Below are 17,066 nucleotides of genomic sequence, written 5' to 3' on the forward strand. Positions count from 1 at the left end.
CTGTACATAAAACCAGTATTAATGGAGGCATCATGAACTACGAGATTAAACAGGAAGATAAACGTACCGTTGCAGGTTTCCATCTCGTTGGCCCGTGGGAACAGACGGTAAAGCAAGGTTTTGAGCAGTTGATGATGTGGGTAGACGACAAAAATATCGTGCCAAAGGAGTGGGTAGCGGTCTATTACGATAATCCAGACGAAACACCCGCCGAAAAGTTACGTTGTGACACCGTCGTCTCGGTGGCAGATGACTTCACTCTCCCCGAAAACAGTGAGGGCGTCATCCTGACGGAAATTTCTGGAGGTCAGTATGCGGTGGCGGTTGCACGCGTAGTGGGTGATGACTTTGCTAAACCCTGGTATCAGTTCTTTAATACTCTCTTGCAGGACAGCGCTTACGAAATGTTGCCAAAGCCCTGCTTTGAGGTTTATCTGAACAATGGTGCGGAAGAGGGGTATTGGGATATCGAAATGTATGTTGCGGTGCAGCCTAAACAGCGCTGATAAGTGGCACTGGATCAGAGGATAACCCGATTGCTACGCTGTTTTTCGTTATGTAAAAGAGTAAGATTCGTCTGCAGTTTTCTGACAACCAAACCGGGAACGTCTGCTATTCCCGGTTTGCCGGACAGATTTGTTACATAGCGTTATCGTTCCCGGACTGCCAGATTGCATTATGACCGTTTTTTCTCTTATTCCACGGAGTGCCCGCGTGCGTGCCGATAAGTCCTTAAGCCCGTTTGAAATTCGAGTGTACCGCCATTACCGCATTGTGCATGGTACGCGAGTTGCGCTGGCGTTCTTGCTCACCTTTCTCATCATTCGCTTGTTTACCATCCCGGAAAGCACCTGGCCGCTGGTCACTATGGTGGTGATCATGGGGCCAATTTCGTTCTGGGGCAACGTTGTCCCTCGCGCCTTTGAACGTATTGGCGGTACTGTGTTGGGTTCGATATTAGGTCTTATCGCTCTGCAACTGGAGTTAATCTCTTTACCGTTGATGTTAGTCTGGTGTGCTGCAGCCATGTTCCTTTGCGGTTGGCTGGCGCTGGGTAAGAAGCCATATCAAGGTTTATTGATTGGTGTGACGCTGGCAATTGTTGTTGGCTCGCCAACCGGTGAAATTGATACTGCATTATGGCGAAGCGGCGATGTGATCTTCGGCTCTTTACTGGCAATGTTGTTTACCGGCATCTGGCCGCAACGTGCTTTTATCCACTGGCGCATTCAACTGGCGAAAAGTCTCACTGAATATAATCGCGTCTATCAGTCAGCGTTCTCACCGAACTTACTCGAACGTCCACGTCTGGAAAAACATCTGCAAAAACTCCTGACCGATGCCGTGAAAATGCGTGGGCTGATTGCGCCCGCCAGCAAAGAAACCCGTATCCCAAAATCGATATATGAAGGGATCCAGACAATTAACCGTAATCTGGTTTGTATGCTGGAACTGCAAATCAATGCTTACTGGGCCACGCGCCCCAGCCATTTCGTGTTATTGAACGCGCAAAAACTGCGCGATACACAGCACATGATGCAGCAAATAGTGTTGAGCCTTGTTCATGCCCTGTACGAAGGTAATCCGCAGCCGGTTTTTGCTAATACGGAAAAATTGAACGATGCTGTGGAAGAGCTGCGTCAGTTGCTCGATAACCACCATGATCTCAAGGTCGTTGAGACCCCGATTTATGGCTATGTGTGGCTTAACATGGAAACGGCGCATCAACTGGAGTTGTTGTCAAATCTGATTTGCCGGGCCTTGCGCAAATAATTCCCGATCTTCAGAATCATCTTGCTGCTTCGATTCAGCAAAGATAAAGGGTATGATAGTGAAAAGGGATAAAAGCATTGTCATCTGCGGCAGCTATGAGTAATGTTGGCCCTAACGAATAGCGGCTGCTTAAACGAATCCGACTCTCACATTATCAGGGGTATAAAAATGGAAACTACCAAGCCTTCATTCCAGGACGTACTGGAATTTGTTCGCCTGTTCCGTCGTAAGAACAAACTGCAACGTGAAATCCAGGACGTTGAGAAAAAGATCCGTGACAACCAGAAACGCGTTCTGCTGCTGGACAACCTGAGCGATTACATCAAACCGGGTATGAGCGTCGAAGCAATTCAGGGCATCATCGCCAGCATGAAAGGCGACTATGAAGATCGCGTTGATGATTACATCATCAAAAATGCTGAGCTTTCCAAAGAACGCCGCGATATCTCCAAAAAGATGAAAGCTATGGGTGAAATGAAAAACGGCGAAGCGAAGTAATTTCTGCTTTATTCAATGAGGGTTGCCCGGCAACCCTCATTGTTCATGATTCCTTTCTCTGTGTCACAAGTCATCATTCCCATCTGATAACATATTGAAATGTCGAAATTAACGACAACTTTCTTCTGTATGTAACAAGGTAAAAAGTTCTGCAACCCCGATGTTATTTATCGCGCTGGTTACTAATACGTTGCGTGCCCCAGCTTCCCGTAACCAGCATTTCACCAAAGATATTTGTTCTACGCTGGCTAAATCCGCTTTGGTTACTACCCCAATGACCGGGCGATTCATCGATGTAGTAAAGCCTGGCGAAAAAGGGGACCACGGTGCGTTCGCATTAAGTACCAGTGCGATAATGTCCGCTTCGCAGGCACAGACCAGCAGTGCGCTGTAAAGGCTGCGGTTTTCGAGGTATTCCCCGGGTGTGTCAATGGTGGCCGGTGACCAGACGATTGCCTGCGTCTTCTGATACTGAATATTCTCTCCGCGCAGGCATTGTGTGAGTGACGTTTTTCCGCACTGACTGGGGCCGATGAGCATCATCCGTTGCATAGTGTCAGGTCCGTGTAATGGAACAGGCGGTAAAGTGCATCATTTCGCCCAGCGTGCGGGTAACCTGGCTAAGTGCATATTCGATAGCAGAAACATCGCCAGTCAGAACTACCGCGCCGGTAAAACGATCAAGAAAACCAATCTCTACAGCGCCTGATTTTGTGGCGATATCACACGCGATGATAGATGCTTCGCTGGGGGTAATCGTCAGAATGCCAATGGCAGAAACGGTGTCTGGTAAACCTAATTTCTTAAACAGATCCTTTCCGGGATTCGCAATCACATGCGCCAGTGTGACCTGTTTACCGGGAACATATTCCTGAATCATCCGTTCAGTCGTGTGTTGAGTTGACATTATCCCTCCACCATCTGATGCCACATGGCTTCATGCGGACGGGCAATCACCGAACGATAGACCAACAAACCTTTTTCCCCCGCGCGCTCGCTGGCGACAGAGACCGCGTTATTAACATCAGAAATATCGCCTGCCACTACCATGTAGCATTTACCGCCAATACCGAAGGCCATATGCACCCGCACGAGCGTGACGTTTGCCGCTTTCACTGCACAATCGGCAGCGTCAATGCAGGCTGCTACACTCCAGGTTTCTACTACACCGACAGCCCGTCGCTGGTCAACATGGTTCAGACCGCTGATTGCAGACAGGATAGTGGGATGAATATTAGGAAGAACCAGACTGTCGACCAGCATTTCACCAGCAAGGGACGTGCCATTATCGATGGCCTGTTGCACCGCACCGACATCGCCACCGAGCATCAGCAGAAATTTACCGGGGCATAGCGTTTTGCTGACCAGTAACTCAACGTTGGCGCTTTTCAGCATGGCATCGCCGGTTTCCATCCCTTTCGCGATACTGCTAAGTTCTAAAATACCTACCGCTTTTGACATGGTTAACCTCTCACAACCGTAATCGCGTTTTCTGTCACATCACTGATCGTGCCATCAATACTGGCATGAATGGGGGCACCTAATGTGCCGTGTGGAATTTGGCCTACACATTGCCCACGAACGACACGATCGCCTTTTTGGACACACGCAATTGCGCTGGCTCCGATGTGCTGGCGTAACAATAGCGTCACTTTTTCGGGCTGTGGCACGTGTTCAGACCATGGCGCATCCTGATACCACGGTGCTAAGCCCAGTCTGGTTACCAGCCGTTTTACGGGAATCAGTCGATAATTTGCCATGACATCCGCAGGGTTTAAGGTGCCTTCGTAGCGGAGATTTTTAGCGCGTAATTCCTGCTTAAGCAGGCGATTTATGCGCATTGGTGAAATACCTACCGGGCAGGCGACGCTGGCACAGACGTTGCACTCCGAACAGGTGAGTGCTGTCAGTAACAGTTGCGGTGTAGCGAGCTGTTGGTAGTTAACCGCACGTACTAACAAATGTGGTGACAGTTCGTGACCGATTAAATGACGTGGACAGAGATCGGTACATAAGCGGCATTGTTCACAAACGGTTTTCGCGACGGCAAGTACGTTGCGATCATCCTGCATTCGACGTTGGATCAGTGAATGAGAGTTGGGTAAGACCAGCAAGCCGCCGGTGGTTTTGCTGACTGGCGTATCGAGCGATGGGATCAAACTCCCCATCATCGGCCCGCCATTGATAAAACCGGGATTATCTACCGTAGCGCCTCCCGCCAGCGCCAGTACCTCGCGTAAAGACATTCCGATGGGAACGGTCACTGTTACTGGTTTAGCAACTGCACCATTAACGGTTAACGTGCGGCGCGTTACCGGATACTGTTGCTCAACGGCTCTGGCAACATTCAGCACGGTCTGGACGTTATTCACCACCACGCCGACGCTAACGGGCAACGCGGCGGGTGGAACGCGACGACCTGTTGCCATCCAGATGGTCAGCACCTCATCCCCTGCGGGATAAACGTCGGGCAAAATATGCAGGCGGATATCCGTTGGAAGTAATGGTGTAAGTGCTTTTATTGCGGGTTGATACTTCTCTTTCAGCGCGATGATTCCGCTAGCAGCCCCGGTGGCTTTCATCGCATAGTGAACACCGCGCAGCAGGCGGCTGGCTTGTTGTGCCATTAACTGCTGGTCCACTTTCAACATTGGTTCGCATTCCGCGGCATTTACCAGGAAAGTGTCAACACACGCCTGCAGCTTGATATGTGTTGGAAAGCCTGCGCCGCCAGCACCCACAACCCCGGCTGCCTGAACTCGCTCACGGATCGTCTGACTGTCACAGGACGTTAACTCGACGTTCATAACAACTCCTCAAGCAGTTCCTCAATAGCGGAGGCATCAGCCGCTCGTGGGTTGGTACGCAATGTTGCATCCGCCAGCGCTGCCTGAACCATATCTGGAAGACGTGCTGACCATTCTGCTTTTTTTTCTTTCAGTGCATTAGCGAGAGTCGGTATTGCACAGGCTTTTTTAAGCTGTTCAATATGTTGAATGAGTGCATTCAGGCTGGCGGTGTCATTGGCGTTATCAGGGCATAAATGACACGTTTTTGCCAGCCGGACGTAGCGTTTGGCGGCGCGCGGATCGCCAGCATTAAAGCGGATAACCGCCGTGAGCAGGAGAGCATTCGCCAGGCCGTGTGGCAGATGAAACTGCCCGCCGAGTTGATGGGCAATTGCATGATTTAACCCAAGCCCAGCCTGGCTAAATGCCATTCCGGCAAGCGTCGAGGCATTATGCATTTTGCCGCGAGTAGCAAGACAATCGCCTTTATTCACTGCTGTAGGCAGGTAGTGAAAAACAATTTGCACGGCTTTTTCGACCAGAGCATCCGAGAAATCACTGGCGCGTGGAGAAACATAGGCTTCTAGCGCATGGGTTAAAACATCCATTCCGGTATTGGCAGTTATCGCGGGAGGCACGCTGACGACCAGCGAGGGATCGAGGACTGCAATATCCGGATAAAGTGCATTATCGAAAAGGGGATATTTAATCCCTTTCTCTGGATCGCTGATGACACAGGCGCTGGTCACTTCTGAGCCGGTGCCGCTGGTGGTGGGAATGGCTACGCAGGTGTCAATCTCAATAGCACACTGGCGACTAAACCAGACAATCGCTTTTGCGGCGTCCAGCGCAGAGCCGCCGCCAAAACCGATAACCACATCCGGGCGTAAAGTCTGCATTTGTGCAATGCCTTTTACCACGGTCTGGATAGTTGGGTCGGGTGTTATTTCGCTAAAAATACTGAGGCGGTTGCTGTCAGGCAGCGCCTGGCGCAACGTGTCAATCAGTGGTGAGCGTGCCAGAAAGGCGTCGCAAATAATCCAGATGTGCTTATTGGTGAAACGGCTAAGCACTTTAAGACTTCCTGGTCCGCTGTATAAACGCGTCTGCAGTGAAAAAGTATTCATTTCCGTTTCTCTAGCGAATGGAAAAACCAGTGGTCAACACGCAGCGTCGTGAGCGGGCAAAAGTCCGTGCTGACGTTGTCCCCTCTCCGGTCGGTGTAGCAATGGTGAAGGTCGTAAATCCTTCACCGCCGACGCCAATGCCTGCCCAGGAGGGGCCGTTTTTGACAAAGATGGAGGTTTGCATAACGCGCGCGGTAAGGTTGAGCCGAGAGACATTCTGCGAGTGCATAATTGCCGTGTGGTGCAAGCTGTCTTCCACTTTCAGCGCCAGGGTGAGGGCGCTATCAAAATCATTAACTTTTACAATGGGCAACATTGGCATCAGTTGTTCGCAGGTAACCCAGCTATCATCGGCGTCGACAATAGCAATTAGTAATCGAGGGGCTTTCTGCGGTAAAGGAATTCCCGCTGCTTCCAGCATGGCTGAAGGACTTTTACCCACCAGCTTTTTGTTGGCAACATTGCCAGGAAGGCAAATAGCACGCAATTGGTCAGTTTGTTCCCGGTTAAGAAGAAAAGCGCCAAAACTTTGCATCTGTTGGATTAGGTAATCTGCTACTGATTCAACGACTATCAGGCTTTTTTCAGCGATACACGGCAGGTTGTAATCGAATGAAGCGCCGTTGATGATGTCTTCGGCGGCTTTCACAATATCCGCCGTTTCATCGACGATGCAGGGCGGGTTACCCGCACCGGCACCAATCACTTTCTTGCCACTTTTCATCCCCATTGCGACGATACCTGGACCGCCAGTAATTGCCAGAACGACGATTTTAGGGTGCGTCATCATCTGTTCGGTGGCGGCAAAGGTTGGTTCAGACACGGTAACGATAAGGTTATGAATGCCACTACAGCGAAACGCGATGTCTTCGATTATGGCGATCAGTTTCAGCGATACGTTTTTGGCTCCCGGGTGAGGACTGAAATAGACACTATTGCCTGCAGCCAACATGCTGATGCTGTTGTTAATGATGGTTTCCGTTGGATTGGTACTTGGCGTGACTGAGCCAATAACCCCAAACGGAGAGTATTCAAATAAAACCATGCCACCATCACCGGTTAGCGCAGTGGTGGTTAAGTCTTCAATTCCAGGTGTGTTATCGAGAGCCGCTTTGTTTTTTAGATACTTATCTTCTTTATTTCCCATCCCCGTTTCGATAGCGCTCTCTTCTGCCAGTTCGGTAAGGCGGGGGGATAATTCTTCGCGAATGGCGTTGATAATGGCACTGCGGGTTTTAAGTGGGCACTGTTGAAAGCGCAAAAAGGCCTGGTGTGCAGCGCAGACGGCGTCATCGACAGTCTGGAAAATACCATTTCTTTGCGTTTGTGACGCAGTGGGCATCATTTGTTCGCGCAGGATATTGCGGATAATCGTTTCTAATTCAGTGGTATTCATAGGTTTGCTCCTGCGTTAATTGCTGCCATTGCGGTTTGTGCAATATCCATGTCTTGTTCAACGCTACCGCCGCTGATACCAAGCCCTCCAAGCAATATTCCGTCACGCCAGAGGGGGAAACCGCCACCAAAAGTGACAACTTTGCCTTGCATATGGCTTTCGAGTCCGTAAAGCGGCGCTCCGGGTTGCACGGCGTCAGCAAGCTTGTGTGTTGCCGTTTTCATCGCCACGGCGGTCCAGGCTTTTTTCGGTGCCAGTTCACTGCTAACCAGCAGCGCATCAGGCATCCGCCAGGTAACGCTTTCCGTACCGTTGGCATCAACGATGCTAATGACTACGGGAATATGCAGTTCATCTGCGCGCATTGCCGCGCTACGAATGAGCTGATGAAGATCCTGAAAAGTGAGCGGCATCGTGCGTTCCTTCAATGCTGGAGGGTGGTTAGCTTCGTGATAACGTTTTGTTATTTCCTGAATCATCAGGTTCTGATGAGCAACATTGTCTTCCACGCGGGCGAGGGCATACAGGCAATCGGAAAGCCGGTTGATGTAGTGCAGTAAAACATGGCGAACGGTGGCTTCCGTTGTCAGTTCAACCAGACGTCTTTCGGCCCTGCGAGCCATTGTGCGGGCGAAATGCATGCGGCTTGCGGCTTCACAACGACCAGGTAGAATGAAGCTGCGAACTGGAGGAACCGCGTTCATTGCACTGTCGATCGCTTTTTCCAGCGCGGCGATTTCTTCCGTACTGATGTAACGTTGCTGCGCTGATGGCTGTTCGCTTTCACTGGCGAGCTCGGCACTAAACCAGAATATCTGTTGCTGAATGGCTTCCAGTAAGATGCGATGACTTTCGATGGTGGTGGCGCAATAACACAGACTGAGTGTCGCGTTCAGTTCATCCAGCGTGCCATAGGCTTCGACACGTAGATGAGTTTTGCTGACACGTTGCCCGGTAAATAGGGACGTATTTCCTGAATCGCCTGTTCTGGTATAAATCGCCATCTTTCAACTCCTTAGCGCGAAAGCGTATCGACAATGCCAACCACTGCCAGGTCGATGGCTTCGTTAGGTCCGGAAAACACATGTCTGGCGCTGGAACCGCTGCTGAGGAGTACCAACTCACCGACGCCAGCACCGACTGAATCAACGGCAACTTCGTCACCGGTTAATGGCGTGAGAGGCAGTTCACCGTCAGCGCTGACCCGGCGAACCAACAGCGGTTTTTTCCCGACCAGAGAAGGTGATTTTTGCGTGGATACCACCGCGCCAGTGACTCGAGCCAGATGCATGGGTTACTCCTGCCTGATTAACTGAATGTTTCGGGTAATTGCCGCTTCACGCGCAAGAGCGGTCACACAACATTTCCGTTGCAGCACCAGTATTCCCGTGCATAACTGCGCTATGTCGACATAACTTAAAAGTCGACCACGATGAAGGTAGACCGGTTGCCCTTGTTCGTCGCACCAGGTTAACGGTAGACGGGCGAGTGACTTTAATTTGATGGCGTTCAGAAAATGATGCTGCAACGACAATTGAATGTGCATTCCCCAGGCTAACGCCTCGTGAATGTGGATTGCTGCACGATCTGACGTTTCGTTTTCCGCGAGTTGTCGCAACAACGGCAGATCGACATATTGAATTTGTAACGATGCATACTGATGAACTATCTCGTGAACGCTGGCTTCTCGCAGTTGCGAAACAGTTAGCGCGAGTGTTTTTCCCGCACGCTGTTTCAGGCGAAAAATCACTTCGTCAACAATGTGTTGCATCAGCACGTTATTCATGGCACCGACACCAGCGTGGCAAAAACGTCAGGATTATCAGCGCCTGCGGCGTTGGCTTCGTCGGTATCAATATGCATTTCAAGACGCATATCCGGTGAGACGCGAACGGCAACGTTATCGAATATCAGTCGTCGCTCATCCCCTTCAATGGCGACCGCCACCTTATCACCATGTGTAACGCCATAAATCAGGGCATCAAGCGGAGACATATGAATATGCCGTTGCGCGACAATAACGCCAGAAGCGATTTCTAGCTCTGCAAAAGGGCTTATCAGACGAATTCCCGGTGTGTCGCTGAGATCGCCAGACATGCGTAGCGGAGCGGCGATCCCTAACGTTCTGGCGTCAGTCCGGGAAATCTCCACCTGACTTGAGTTACGTAATGGCCCCAACAAGCGAACGTTGTGTAATTTGCCTTTTGGTCCCACCAGCGTAACAACCTGTTCAGCAGCGAACTGACCAGGTTGTAATAACGACTTTTTCTCGCTGATCGGTTGTTCAGGAAAAAGGCGCACATAATCCGCCGTTGAAAGATGAATGTGACGACTGGAGACGCCCAGAGGGATAGGGCGCTCGCGCATCTCATCCAGGACCAGGCTAACAGCCTCCTGCAAGGTTTGTTTATCCATTACTACCCCCCTCGCTTATCGGAATGCAGGCAAAGTGAACGGGGTTCACCTTTTTGCCGTTGGCACGCCGGGTCAAGACACAAATTACAACTGATAATTTCTGAGGCGACTGTTGTTGCAGGTGTTTCGCTTGCTTCGACTGTCGCATCCAATGCTTCTGTTGTGCGGGGCAGTATTCCTTCTCCAGGTCGGGCAATCACTTTGTGCGCGACAAGACCATTTCGCTGTCTGGCGAAACTGACGCCTGTTGCGAACGCTGCATTAATCGAGGCGACGTCACCGATAATTTTGATGAGCGTCCAGCCCGAACCATTGGTCTTCTCAAGGCCAACCAGCGTGATGGACGCGGCCTTAGCCATAGCGTCCGCGCAACTGATGGCGAGTGCCAGACCACTGACTTCAAGTAATCCCAGTGATTGCTTCACGCTGTGCTCCTTAGCGAATGGGGTTATGCAGATTTAGGTAAAATGGCCTCAACATCGCTGTGCGGTCGTGGAATGACATGGCAGGATTTCACTTCACCAACGGCGCTTGCTGCTGCGCTCCCCGCATCAACGGCGGCTTTTACTGCGCCGACATCGCCGCGGACCATCACCGTAATCAGACCCGAACCAATCTTTTCATAGCCAACCAGTTGCACGTTGGCGGATTTAACCATGGCATCCGCGGCTTCAATTGCGCCAACTAACTCTTTTGTTTCAACCAGTCCTAGTGCGTTATTCATACAGCATTTCTCCTGTGGATTATGGGGGGTATTCCCTGAAGGGAATGCCTTTGACCAGGCGGGCGGCGTTATTGCCGATGCTACGCCGGGCATAGTTATCTTGTTGATACATCAGCGTAAACAACGGTGCTGATGCCGGTAAATTTTTGTAATGTACAATCAGTTTTTCCCGGTCGCAGGCTATGCCAACCAACAGGGGGGACTGACGAGCGGCCTGCCAGGCGCTATCGAACACCTCACCTGACGGGATTTGTTGAATGCTAAAGGGGATCCCCTCTTCTTCAATACCGAAAAGCACCTCATCCCATGCGTTGGTGTAAGCACCGATTACCATGACGACAATGGCGGGGGCTCGTCCTTTACTTTCCATAAGCCGACTCCTTGCGCCAGGCGATGAGTAGCCCGGTAGCTACCGCATTGCGCGGTCCTTCGTTGCCACGGATATTCCCCCGCCCGGCGACCAGTCGATAATGCGCCAACGCATCGGTGACTAACTGTGGTACTTCAAAATCCAGCGAAGAGCCGCCCACCAGCACGACGAATGGAATGTTGCGAATATTTCCACCTGGGCTTACCTGACGTAACGCACGCAGAGCGTTTGTTACGAAGACGCGCTCTTTCGCACTGCGACGAACGGCACGCACTTTTTCCAGTGTTAAATCGCCGGGAATCGGCACCAGCTCGTCGGGTTTCACCACACAAACGCGGGCAAAGACATGAGGGGATAGCGGAGTAGGGAAGAACTGAACGCTGCCGTCTTCATGGCGTAAATGGAACAGGCTTTCTACTTTTGCCAACGGGTGCTTTTTGATTTCTTCAGCCAGATAACGATCATTTAAGCCCAGTTCACGGGCGATAATCATCGTCACCATGTCGCCAGCTCCTGCAAGGTGAGTGGCAATCATTTCCCCTTTCTGATTGATGATGGAGGCATCGGTAGAACCGGCGCCTAAGTCCAGAATTGCCAGAGGGCGCGTTGTCCCCGGGGTAGTTAATGCTCCCTGAATTGCGGCTTCTGCTTCTGCGCCTCCGACCTGAACATCAATATGCAGTTTTTGCTTAATTTCACTGGCGATCATCGCCATTTGCAGGCGGTCTGATTTCACCATTGAGGCGATACCCACTGCCTGTTCCAGTGAAAATTCTCCAGCCAGACCACCGGTTACGCTGACCGGAACAGACGTATCTATCGCCAGCAAATCCTGAATAAAAATTTCGTGGCTGGGTTTATTGGTCAGCACCGCCATGGTCTGGCGAACATGTTCCAGCATTCCGCCGATGTTGGTACCCGGTTCGCCCGTCACGTTCTCCAGTTTTGGGCACTCACCGACCGCTTTCATAATGGTGTCGGCACCTGCGGCAACATCGACCCGCATTGTGCGCCCGGCAGAAAGCAGCTCAATGTTTCCGGCGGGTATCGAACGAGCTTTAACGTCACCAGACGGTGTTTTCACTACTACTGCTGAACGGTTGCCGATAAGCGCTCGTGCCACAGGAACAATGTTTTGAGTCTCTTCAGCATTGAGGGCAAAAACAGTGGCAATCCCATACGGGTTAGACAGGGTTTCGATAACTTTCCCGGGAACGGCAACTTCAATCGCGGCCAGCATACCGAGTGGAATACGCTCGATATAGAGGACTTCATCAACAATGGGTAAAGGGATTTCCAGTCGGTTACTGACCAGCACGCCATCATCGCGTTGCAGAATTACGCCAGTCAGTTGATATCCGGCACGCACGGAGGCGTTTATCATGGTCGCAATATCGGCAAAATCAAATGCCGATGACACGACCAGGATGTATGGTGCTTCCGCCGGGCGTGTTAACAACTCTTGCGGAGTGATGGTGAGTCCCACTCCCAGACCTACTCCGCCTGGCGTTTTCGGGTTGTGGCCGATCATGGTTGATTCGGTGATGATGGTTTCCGTAATGGTTTCCATCGCTACATCACCAATGACCGGAGTTGCTTCGTTGATACGAATAAGCGAAATATCGCTGACAGTGATACCGACTTTTTTCGTTGCCTGTGCGAGCGCCTCCTGAATACCATGTACGTTACGCAACGTACCTTTGATTCCGGTGGTTTCTGCCAGAGCGCTGCTCACGAACGACAATTCTCCAGACGCACTGAGCGTTGCCAGCGCAACCTCTGTCGATGAATTGCCGATATCAATGCCTGCTATATAGCGCATAGTTCGTCCTTAATCGTCGCCTTTCAGTTTTTTACGCTCGACATAGAGTTCTGCGGCTTCACGGACAAATGCAGCGCAAATTTGGGCTTGATAACGCTGTTCAAGATCGTCGGTAATGGCAATGAGTTCTTGCTTAGTCGAACGATAAGGGCGCAACGCATTGTAGATTTCAAGGATGCGATCATCCGGCACTGAGGTAAGTTCGGCAGCACGTTCAAAATTCACCGCTTGGCGATCACGACCAGCATCTCTGGCAATCTCGGCCTGAATACGCAATGTTTCAGGGGTTATGCGCATATCCTGGGCGGTAACTTTATCGCTGAGTACATTTTCCAGAGTGAAATCGTCGAGCGTTTTATTGGTTGCCGTTTTGACCCATTCTGGGTGTTTATTTGCCAGCGGGTAATCAGTCACTTTAGCGCTCAGTGTTGATGAGTGGGGAGCCGCAGAAACAGGAGTTGCATCCTGTAGACTATTCATACGGTTCAACACGTCCCTGACCATCGACTCAATTGCATCGGTATTCATGAAGGTTTCCTTTGTTAAAACGTCACGCGCAGTTCTTGCGGCTTTTTGCCAGTGACCACGTACCTGGTCTCTTTGATATGCAAAATGGCAGATTTGGCCTGGTATTTCGGCCGCGCCATCTGATCGTTGAGGGTCGGAACGGGTTGTGGAGACTCACGCTTCGCATAACGCGCGGCGTTTTTGCCAATCTGGCGATAGGTTTCCAGCGTCAACAATGGCGCTTGTGGGAACAGCTCCAGGTTAGACAGGGGAGGAAGCCCTTGCTGGTGGATAACTGTGGTGCCTTTCGACTGGATACCAATAGCAATGCCTGAACCACTAAGACGATCGCCTTCGACCGCTACGAATGCGACATCAGACGATTTAAAGCAGCGAATCACTCGGGCTTTAATGCCTTCTTCTTCGATACCGGCAATCACTTCGCGCAAAATGTTTTTATGCGGAATGCCGATAATATTGACGGTCTGCGCCAGGCCAAAAGCCGGGCCTACAGCAATAATGGCTTCATCTTGCTGAACACCTTGTTGGGCTTCACCAATTTCGGTCAAAAATTTTCCGCCATCCGGCGCGGAAGTGGCAGTTGCGGCGACAGGTGCGCGAAATGAAACGGACTTGTCGCTGGTTTGCATTTCTGCCAGCACGTCTTCGATGATCTGACGAAGTAATTTCTCGTTAATTTCCATTTCTCACCCTTAGTCAATTTCGTTGGGATCAAGTGCACCGGGAATATTTTTGATCTCTTCCCAGCGTTCCCCTTGCAGGCGATAACCCGTAGCCGGTCCGGCGTAATCATTGACGTCATTGACCGCAGAGAGTACTTGTCCGTCATCGACGATAATGGCTGAGGTATGGAGATAATCGCCGGTCAGTTTCGCTTTTTGCATGTTGAGCATGTCCTGCGCGACATCGGTAAAACCGCCTTGCGCCAGGGCTTTCACCACTTCCAGACTGTTACGGTTTTTATTGATAATTTCCTGGGCAAACTTTATGTCTTCTACGATGTTGCGCTCTGGCATATCTTTCGAACCGTGGGCATAGGTCGCTGCTTCGACTTCTTCATCGGTAATGGGCGGTAATCCCATACCTGCAAAGACAGCCTGTAAAGCGCGTGCGGCTTTATTGCGGATGGCGATAACATCTTCTTCGCGCACCGGTCGCAGGCCGCCATCAACCTTCAGGTCACGTTGAAGGACGTTATAATCATCGAAGTCTTCGGCATCTTCGTTTGAGCCGGCAAACATGTTGTCGTAGTTCGGTACTGCGGAAAAACCGGAAGAGATAAAGTCGGTGCCCGGCAGAAACTGCATCAGGAAACGTGCGGTACGGCGCATATCTGAGTGGGTAAAGGTCTGGTCATTACTGGAGGCGCATTCCAGATCCAGCGATGAGCAAATTAAGTTTTCCGCCAGTACTGCACGGATGCCTGACGGCACAGCCGATGGCACGCCGATGCAGCTTACGGAACCGTTTTGCAGACCCTGAACACCCGCGGCTTTGGTGATGTAAATACAACGTGCCTCAAGATAAAGCATTGATTTTCCTTCCGCATAGCCCATCTGCACTTCAGAACCGGAGCCGGAAGTAAAACGCATTTTTAAGCCGCGAGAAGCATAAGATGATGCGAGAAACCCTTTTGACCACGGTGTATCGTCGCCGTCGGTGAAAACGGGTTCCGTACCGTAGACAGAAATCGTTTCGGCGTAGCAGGTGTGGCCTAACATACCGAGTTTCAGTTCAGTGGCTTCTTCCAGTGAACACTGGGTTAAGACGCCAGGGCGTCCCACCTGCGAACCTACCAACAGGGCGATAGCATTGAAAGGTGCATAACGAGCAACGGCAACGGTGGTTTCCTGTTCGTCAAACCCGCGCCATGCTCCCTCGGCCGCGTCGGCAGCAATTTGCACCGGGTTATCTTTGACGTTGGTGACGTGAGCCTGTTGCGATGGTGTGCGACGGGCGCGCATTTTCTGCATCGCCATCATCATTTCTACCTCGTTCATTTGTGAAACAACTTCGACGATTTTGGCGGGCGTCATTGCTGTGGTCAGGGGAACAATATCGCTACGTTTGACATTTGGATCGCACAACATATTGGCAAGTTTGACCGAGCTCATCGCGATGACTTCTTCGGCACGCGCGAGATTGATACCGTAGCGGGCGATAAAGTGGTCGATCAAGTCAAACTGGCTGGCGGGTTTTCCATCCAGCTCGGTGACGATGCCGTTAACAATTTTTATTGATGGTTTCGGGTCGTTCGGGCTTTCCATCGCAATGAAGCCTTCTTCAATCCACTCTTTAACGAAACCATCCTGGTTAACCGGGCGTTTTTCCAGTGCTTCAAATCTTTTCGATCTCATGAATCTGCCTCATGGAATTCAGATGTAGGAAGGGCGATCGTTTTTCGGTGTATCACCGAGAGTCGAAAGCACGGTTTTACCGATTTCGCGAGCGGAGATGACCGCCTGTCGGACAGCGCCGGAGTCACCCGAGATAATCAGAATGACTTCATTACTGAAGCTGGTGCCATGAGCTGGGGAGCTGTATGCCACGACATCCACATTGGCGGATTTCAGCGCAGTATCGGCCATCAGAACACCAACAGCAGCCGGAGCGCCGACAATGACGCCACAAGCGCGGCCCAGTGGTGCGCCAAACGCTTTTTCCAGTGCATAGCTGGCGCGGGCGGTATATTGCAGTTCAAGATGTCCGGCTTCATTGGCGCAGACGTCGCCAAAGGTTCGGTCGAGTTCTTTCAGCGCAACTTCAATACCGCGTTTCACGTCGGAAACATCGTTGCCACCTAAGAGGATTAATGAGCCGTGTCCGGCACCACCTTTGGTATCGCGAGGAAGTTCAATGCTAATAACTTCAGTGTTCGTGGCTTTTACTGCTTCATCCGCGGCCATAATGTGTGGCCCCGCACCAATACGCGCGCCCAGAATGCCAATGGAGCGATAGCGTTTTTCAAGTTTCATCGCGTCCAATAGGGCGCTATCAACATTCGCAATGACCAGACCTACAGTGTCGCCAATAGCGGTGCCAACAAATTCCGTTAACGTGCAGCTTTTTTCTGCCATAGCCGTCTCTCGTGTTTGATGAGTTGTTTTCGGGAGAACCTCATGCTCTGGCGTCGCTACGCGAGCGATGACCTGCGCCATGATCTGTTCGACCAGTTCATTGCTGCTCATGGGTTAATTCCCTTTGGTAAGATTTTTTCGACATCAGTATGTGGGCGGGGAATTACGTGTACGGCTTTCACTTCACCGACGTTACGTGCGGCGGCGGCACCTGCGTCTGTTGCCGCTTTTACCGCCCCGACATCACCACGAACGATGACGGTCACCAGCTCGGAACCTATTTTTTCGTAGCCAACCAGCAATACATTTGCCGATTTAACCATGGCATCTGCGGCCTCTATGGCGGCAGTTAAGCCTTTGGTTTCAACCATTCCTAACGCTTCTTGTTGCATAAAGACCTCGCCTAGATTTTTTGACGATATGACTATAAAAAAAAGCGAGAAAAAAGAATGGCTGACTTAATCATCCGATGAGCAAAATTAATAGAGGGTAAATATTATAAAATTGCCTTAATTATCTATATGTTATTAATTTACTGGTCGTTTTC

22 protein-coding genes are annotated in these 17,066 nt (G+C 51.0%); 3 read left to right on the forward strand and 19 right to left on the reverse strand.

What is annotated here, in order from left to right; translation table 11 throughout:
* The first annotated feature begins 32 nt into the window (after nt 1-32).
* The 3 genes from sbmC (at nt 33) to C1192_RS01855 (ending at nt 2,271) form a co-directional block, all read left to right on the forward strand.
* A complete protein-coding gene (gene sbmC, locus C1192_RS01845) occupies nt 33-506 on the forward strand; it encodes a DNA gyrase inhibitor SbmC (protein ID WP_001105399.1) in 474 nt (157 codons plus the stop codon).
* Nucleotides 507-714: 208 nt separating this feature from the next.
* A complete protein-coding gene (locus C1192_RS01850) occupies nt 715-1,773 on the forward strand; it encodes an FUSC family protein (protein ID WP_038355107.1) in 1,059 nt (352 codons plus the stop codon).
* Nucleotides 1,774-1,941: 168 nt separating this feature from the next.
* Nucleotides 1,942-2,271, forward strand: a complete 330-nt coding sequence (locus tag C1192_RS01855) for a DUF496 family protein (RefSeq protein WP_038355106.1) — start codon at nt 1,942-1,944, stop codon at nt 2,269-2,271.
* 108 nt (nt 2,272-2,379) lie between these two features.
* On the opposite strand, the gene C1192_RS01860 is transcribed toward C1192_RS01855, so the two are convergent.
* From C1192_RS01860 to pduA, 19 genes are read right to left on the reverse strand one after another with little or no spacing between them, the layout of a single operon-like run.
* Entirely contained in the window at nt 2,380-2,823 is a 444-nt protein-coding gene (locus C1192_RS01860; protein ID WP_001516603.1) for a EutP/PduV family microcompartment system protein, read from the reverse strand.
* 4 nt (nt 2,824-2,827) lie between these two features.
* On the reverse strand, nt 2,828-3,178 hold the full coding sequence (gene pduU, locus C1192_RS01865; RefSeq protein ID WP_000107121.1) for a propanediol utilization microcompartment protein PduU: 351 nt from the start codon (nt 3,176-3,178) through the stop codon (nt 2,828-2,830).
* The gene (pduT, locus tag C1192_RS01870) at nt 3,178-3,732 is read right to left on the reverse strand and encodes a propanediol utilization microcompartment protein PduT (RefSeq protein ID WP_016262096.1); all 555 of its coding nucleotides are present in this window, start codon (nt 3,730-3,732) and stop codon (nt 3,178-3,180) included. The genes pduU and pduT overlap by 1 nt, the downstream gene beginning before the upstream one ends.
* A 2-nt stretch (nt 3,733-3,734) precedes the next feature.
* A complete protein-coding gene (locus C1192_RS01875) occupies nt 3,735-5,078 on the reverse strand; it encodes a 4Fe-4S dicluster domain-containing protein (protein WP_038355105.1) in 1,344 nt (447 codons plus the stop codon).
* Nucleotides 5,075-6,187 (reverse strand): 1-propanol dehydrogenase PduQ, encoded by a 1,113-nt coding sequence (locus C1192_RS01880; RefSeq protein WP_001091444.1) that lies wholly within the window; start codon nt 6,185-6,187, stop codon nt 5,075-5,077. Before C1192_RS01880 ends, C1192_RS01875 begins: the two co-directional genes overlap by 4 nt.
* A gap of 10 nt (nt 6,188-6,197) precedes the next feature.
* Nucleotides 6,198-7,583 (reverse strand): CoA-acylating propionaldehyde dehydrogenase PduP, encoded by a 1,386-nt coding sequence (pduP, locus tag C1192_RS01885; protein ID WP_038355104.1) that lies wholly within the window; start codon nt 7,581-7,583, stop codon nt 6,198-6,200.
* Nucleotides 7,580-8,587, reverse strand: a complete 1,008-nt coding sequence (gene pduO, locus C1192_RS01890) for a two-domain cob(I)yrinic acid a,c-diamide adenosyltransferase PduO (protein ID WP_038355103.1) — start codon at nt 8,585-8,587, stop codon at nt 7,580-7,582. The genes pduP and pduO overlap by 4 nt, the downstream gene beginning before the upstream one ends.
* 11 nt (nt 8,588-8,598) lie before the next feature.
* Nucleotides 8,599-8,874, reverse strand: a complete 276-nt coding sequence (locus C1192_RS01895; protein ID WP_038355102.1) for a EutN/CcmL family microcompartment protein — start codon at nt 8,872-8,874, stop codon at nt 8,599-8,601.
* Nucleotides 8,875-8,877: 3 nt separating this feature from the next.
* Complete coding sequence (pduM, locus tag C1192_RS01900; protein ID WP_001067061.1) at nt 8,878-9,369, reverse strand: microcompartment protein PduM; 492 nt, start codon at nt 9,367-9,369, stop codon at nt 8,878-8,880.
* Nucleotides 9,366-9,998 (reverse strand): phosphate propanoyltransferase, encoded by a 633-nt coding sequence (locus C1192_RS01905; protein ID WP_000361033.1) that lies wholly within the window; start codon nt 9,996-9,998, stop codon nt 9,366-9,368. The genes pduM and C1192_RS01905 overlap by 4 nt, the downstream gene beginning before the upstream one ends.
* Before the next feature lie 2 nt (nt 9,999-10,000).
* Complete coding sequence (locus tag C1192_RS01910) at nt 10,001-10,423, reverse strand: BMC domain-containing protein (RefSeq protein WP_038355101.1); 423 nt, start codon at nt 10,421-10,423, stop codon at nt 10,001-10,003.
* A gap of 23 nt (nt 10,424-10,446) precedes the next feature.
* On the reverse strand, nt 10,447-10,722 hold the full coding sequence (gene pduJ, locus C1192_RS01915; RefSeq protein ID WP_038355100.1) for a propanediol utilization microcompartment protein PduJ: 276 nt from the start codon (nt 10,720-10,722) through the stop codon (nt 10,447-10,449).
* Nucleotides 10,723-10,741: 19 nt separating this feature from the next.
* Nucleotides 10,742-11,092 carry a glycerol dehydratase reactivase beta/small subunit family protein gene (locus C1192_RS01920; RefSeq protein ID WP_038355099.1) on the reverse strand — a complete coding sequence of 117 codons (351 nt, stop codon included), beginning with the start codon at nt 11,090-11,092 and terminating at the stop codon, nt 10,742-10,744.
* Entirely contained in the window at nt 11,082-12,914 is a 1,833-nt protein-coding gene (locus tag C1192_RS01925; protein WP_038355098.1) for a diol dehydratase reactivase subunit alpha, read from the reverse strand. The genes C1192_RS01920 and C1192_RS01925 overlap by 11 nt, the downstream gene beginning before the upstream one ends.
* A gap of 9 nt (nt 12,915-12,923) precedes the next feature.
* Nucleotides 12,924-13,442 carry a propanediol dehydratase small subunit PduE gene (gene pduE, locus C1192_RS01930; RefSeq protein WP_038355097.1) on the reverse strand — a complete coding sequence of 173 codons (519 nt, stop codon included), beginning with the start codon at nt 13,440-13,442 and terminating at the stop codon, nt 12,924-12,926.
* Nucleotides 13,443-13,456: 14 nt separating this feature from the next.
* Nucleotides 13,457-14,125 (reverse strand): propanediol/glycerol family dehydratase medium subunit, encoded by a 669-nt coding sequence (locus C1192_RS01935; protein WP_038355096.1) that lies wholly within the window; start codon nt 14,123-14,125, stop codon nt 13,457-13,459.
* A gap of 9 nt (nt 14,126-14,134) precedes the next feature.
* On the reverse strand, nt 14,135-15,799 hold the full coding sequence (pduC, locus tag C1192_RS01940; protein ID WP_038355095.1) for a propanediol dehydratase large subunit PduC: 1,665 nt from the start codon (nt 15,797-15,799) through the stop codon (nt 14,135-14,137).
* Between the two features lie 18 nt (nt 15,800-15,817).
* The gene (gene pduB, locus C1192_RS01945; RefSeq protein ID WP_038355094.1) at nt 15,818-16,630 is read right to left on the reverse strand and encodes a propanediol utilization microcompartment protein PduB; all 813 of its coding nucleotides are present in this window, start codon (nt 16,628-16,630) and stop codon (nt 15,818-15,820) included.
* Nucleotides 16,627-16,911 carry a propanediol utilization microcompartment protein PduA gene (pduA, locus tag C1192_RS01950; protein WP_038355093.1) on the reverse strand — a complete coding sequence of 95 codons (285 nt, stop codon included), beginning with the start codon at nt 16,909-16,911 and terminating at the stop codon, nt 16,627-16,629. The genes pduB and pduA overlap by 4 nt, the downstream gene beginning before the upstream one ends.
* Nucleotides 16,912-17,066 lie beyond the last annotated feature (155 nt).

This window comes from Escherichia marmotae (assembly GCF_002900365.1).
Lineage (GTDB): Bacteria > Pseudomonadota > Gammaproteobacteria > Enterobacterales > Enterobacteriaceae > Escherichia > Escherichia marmotae.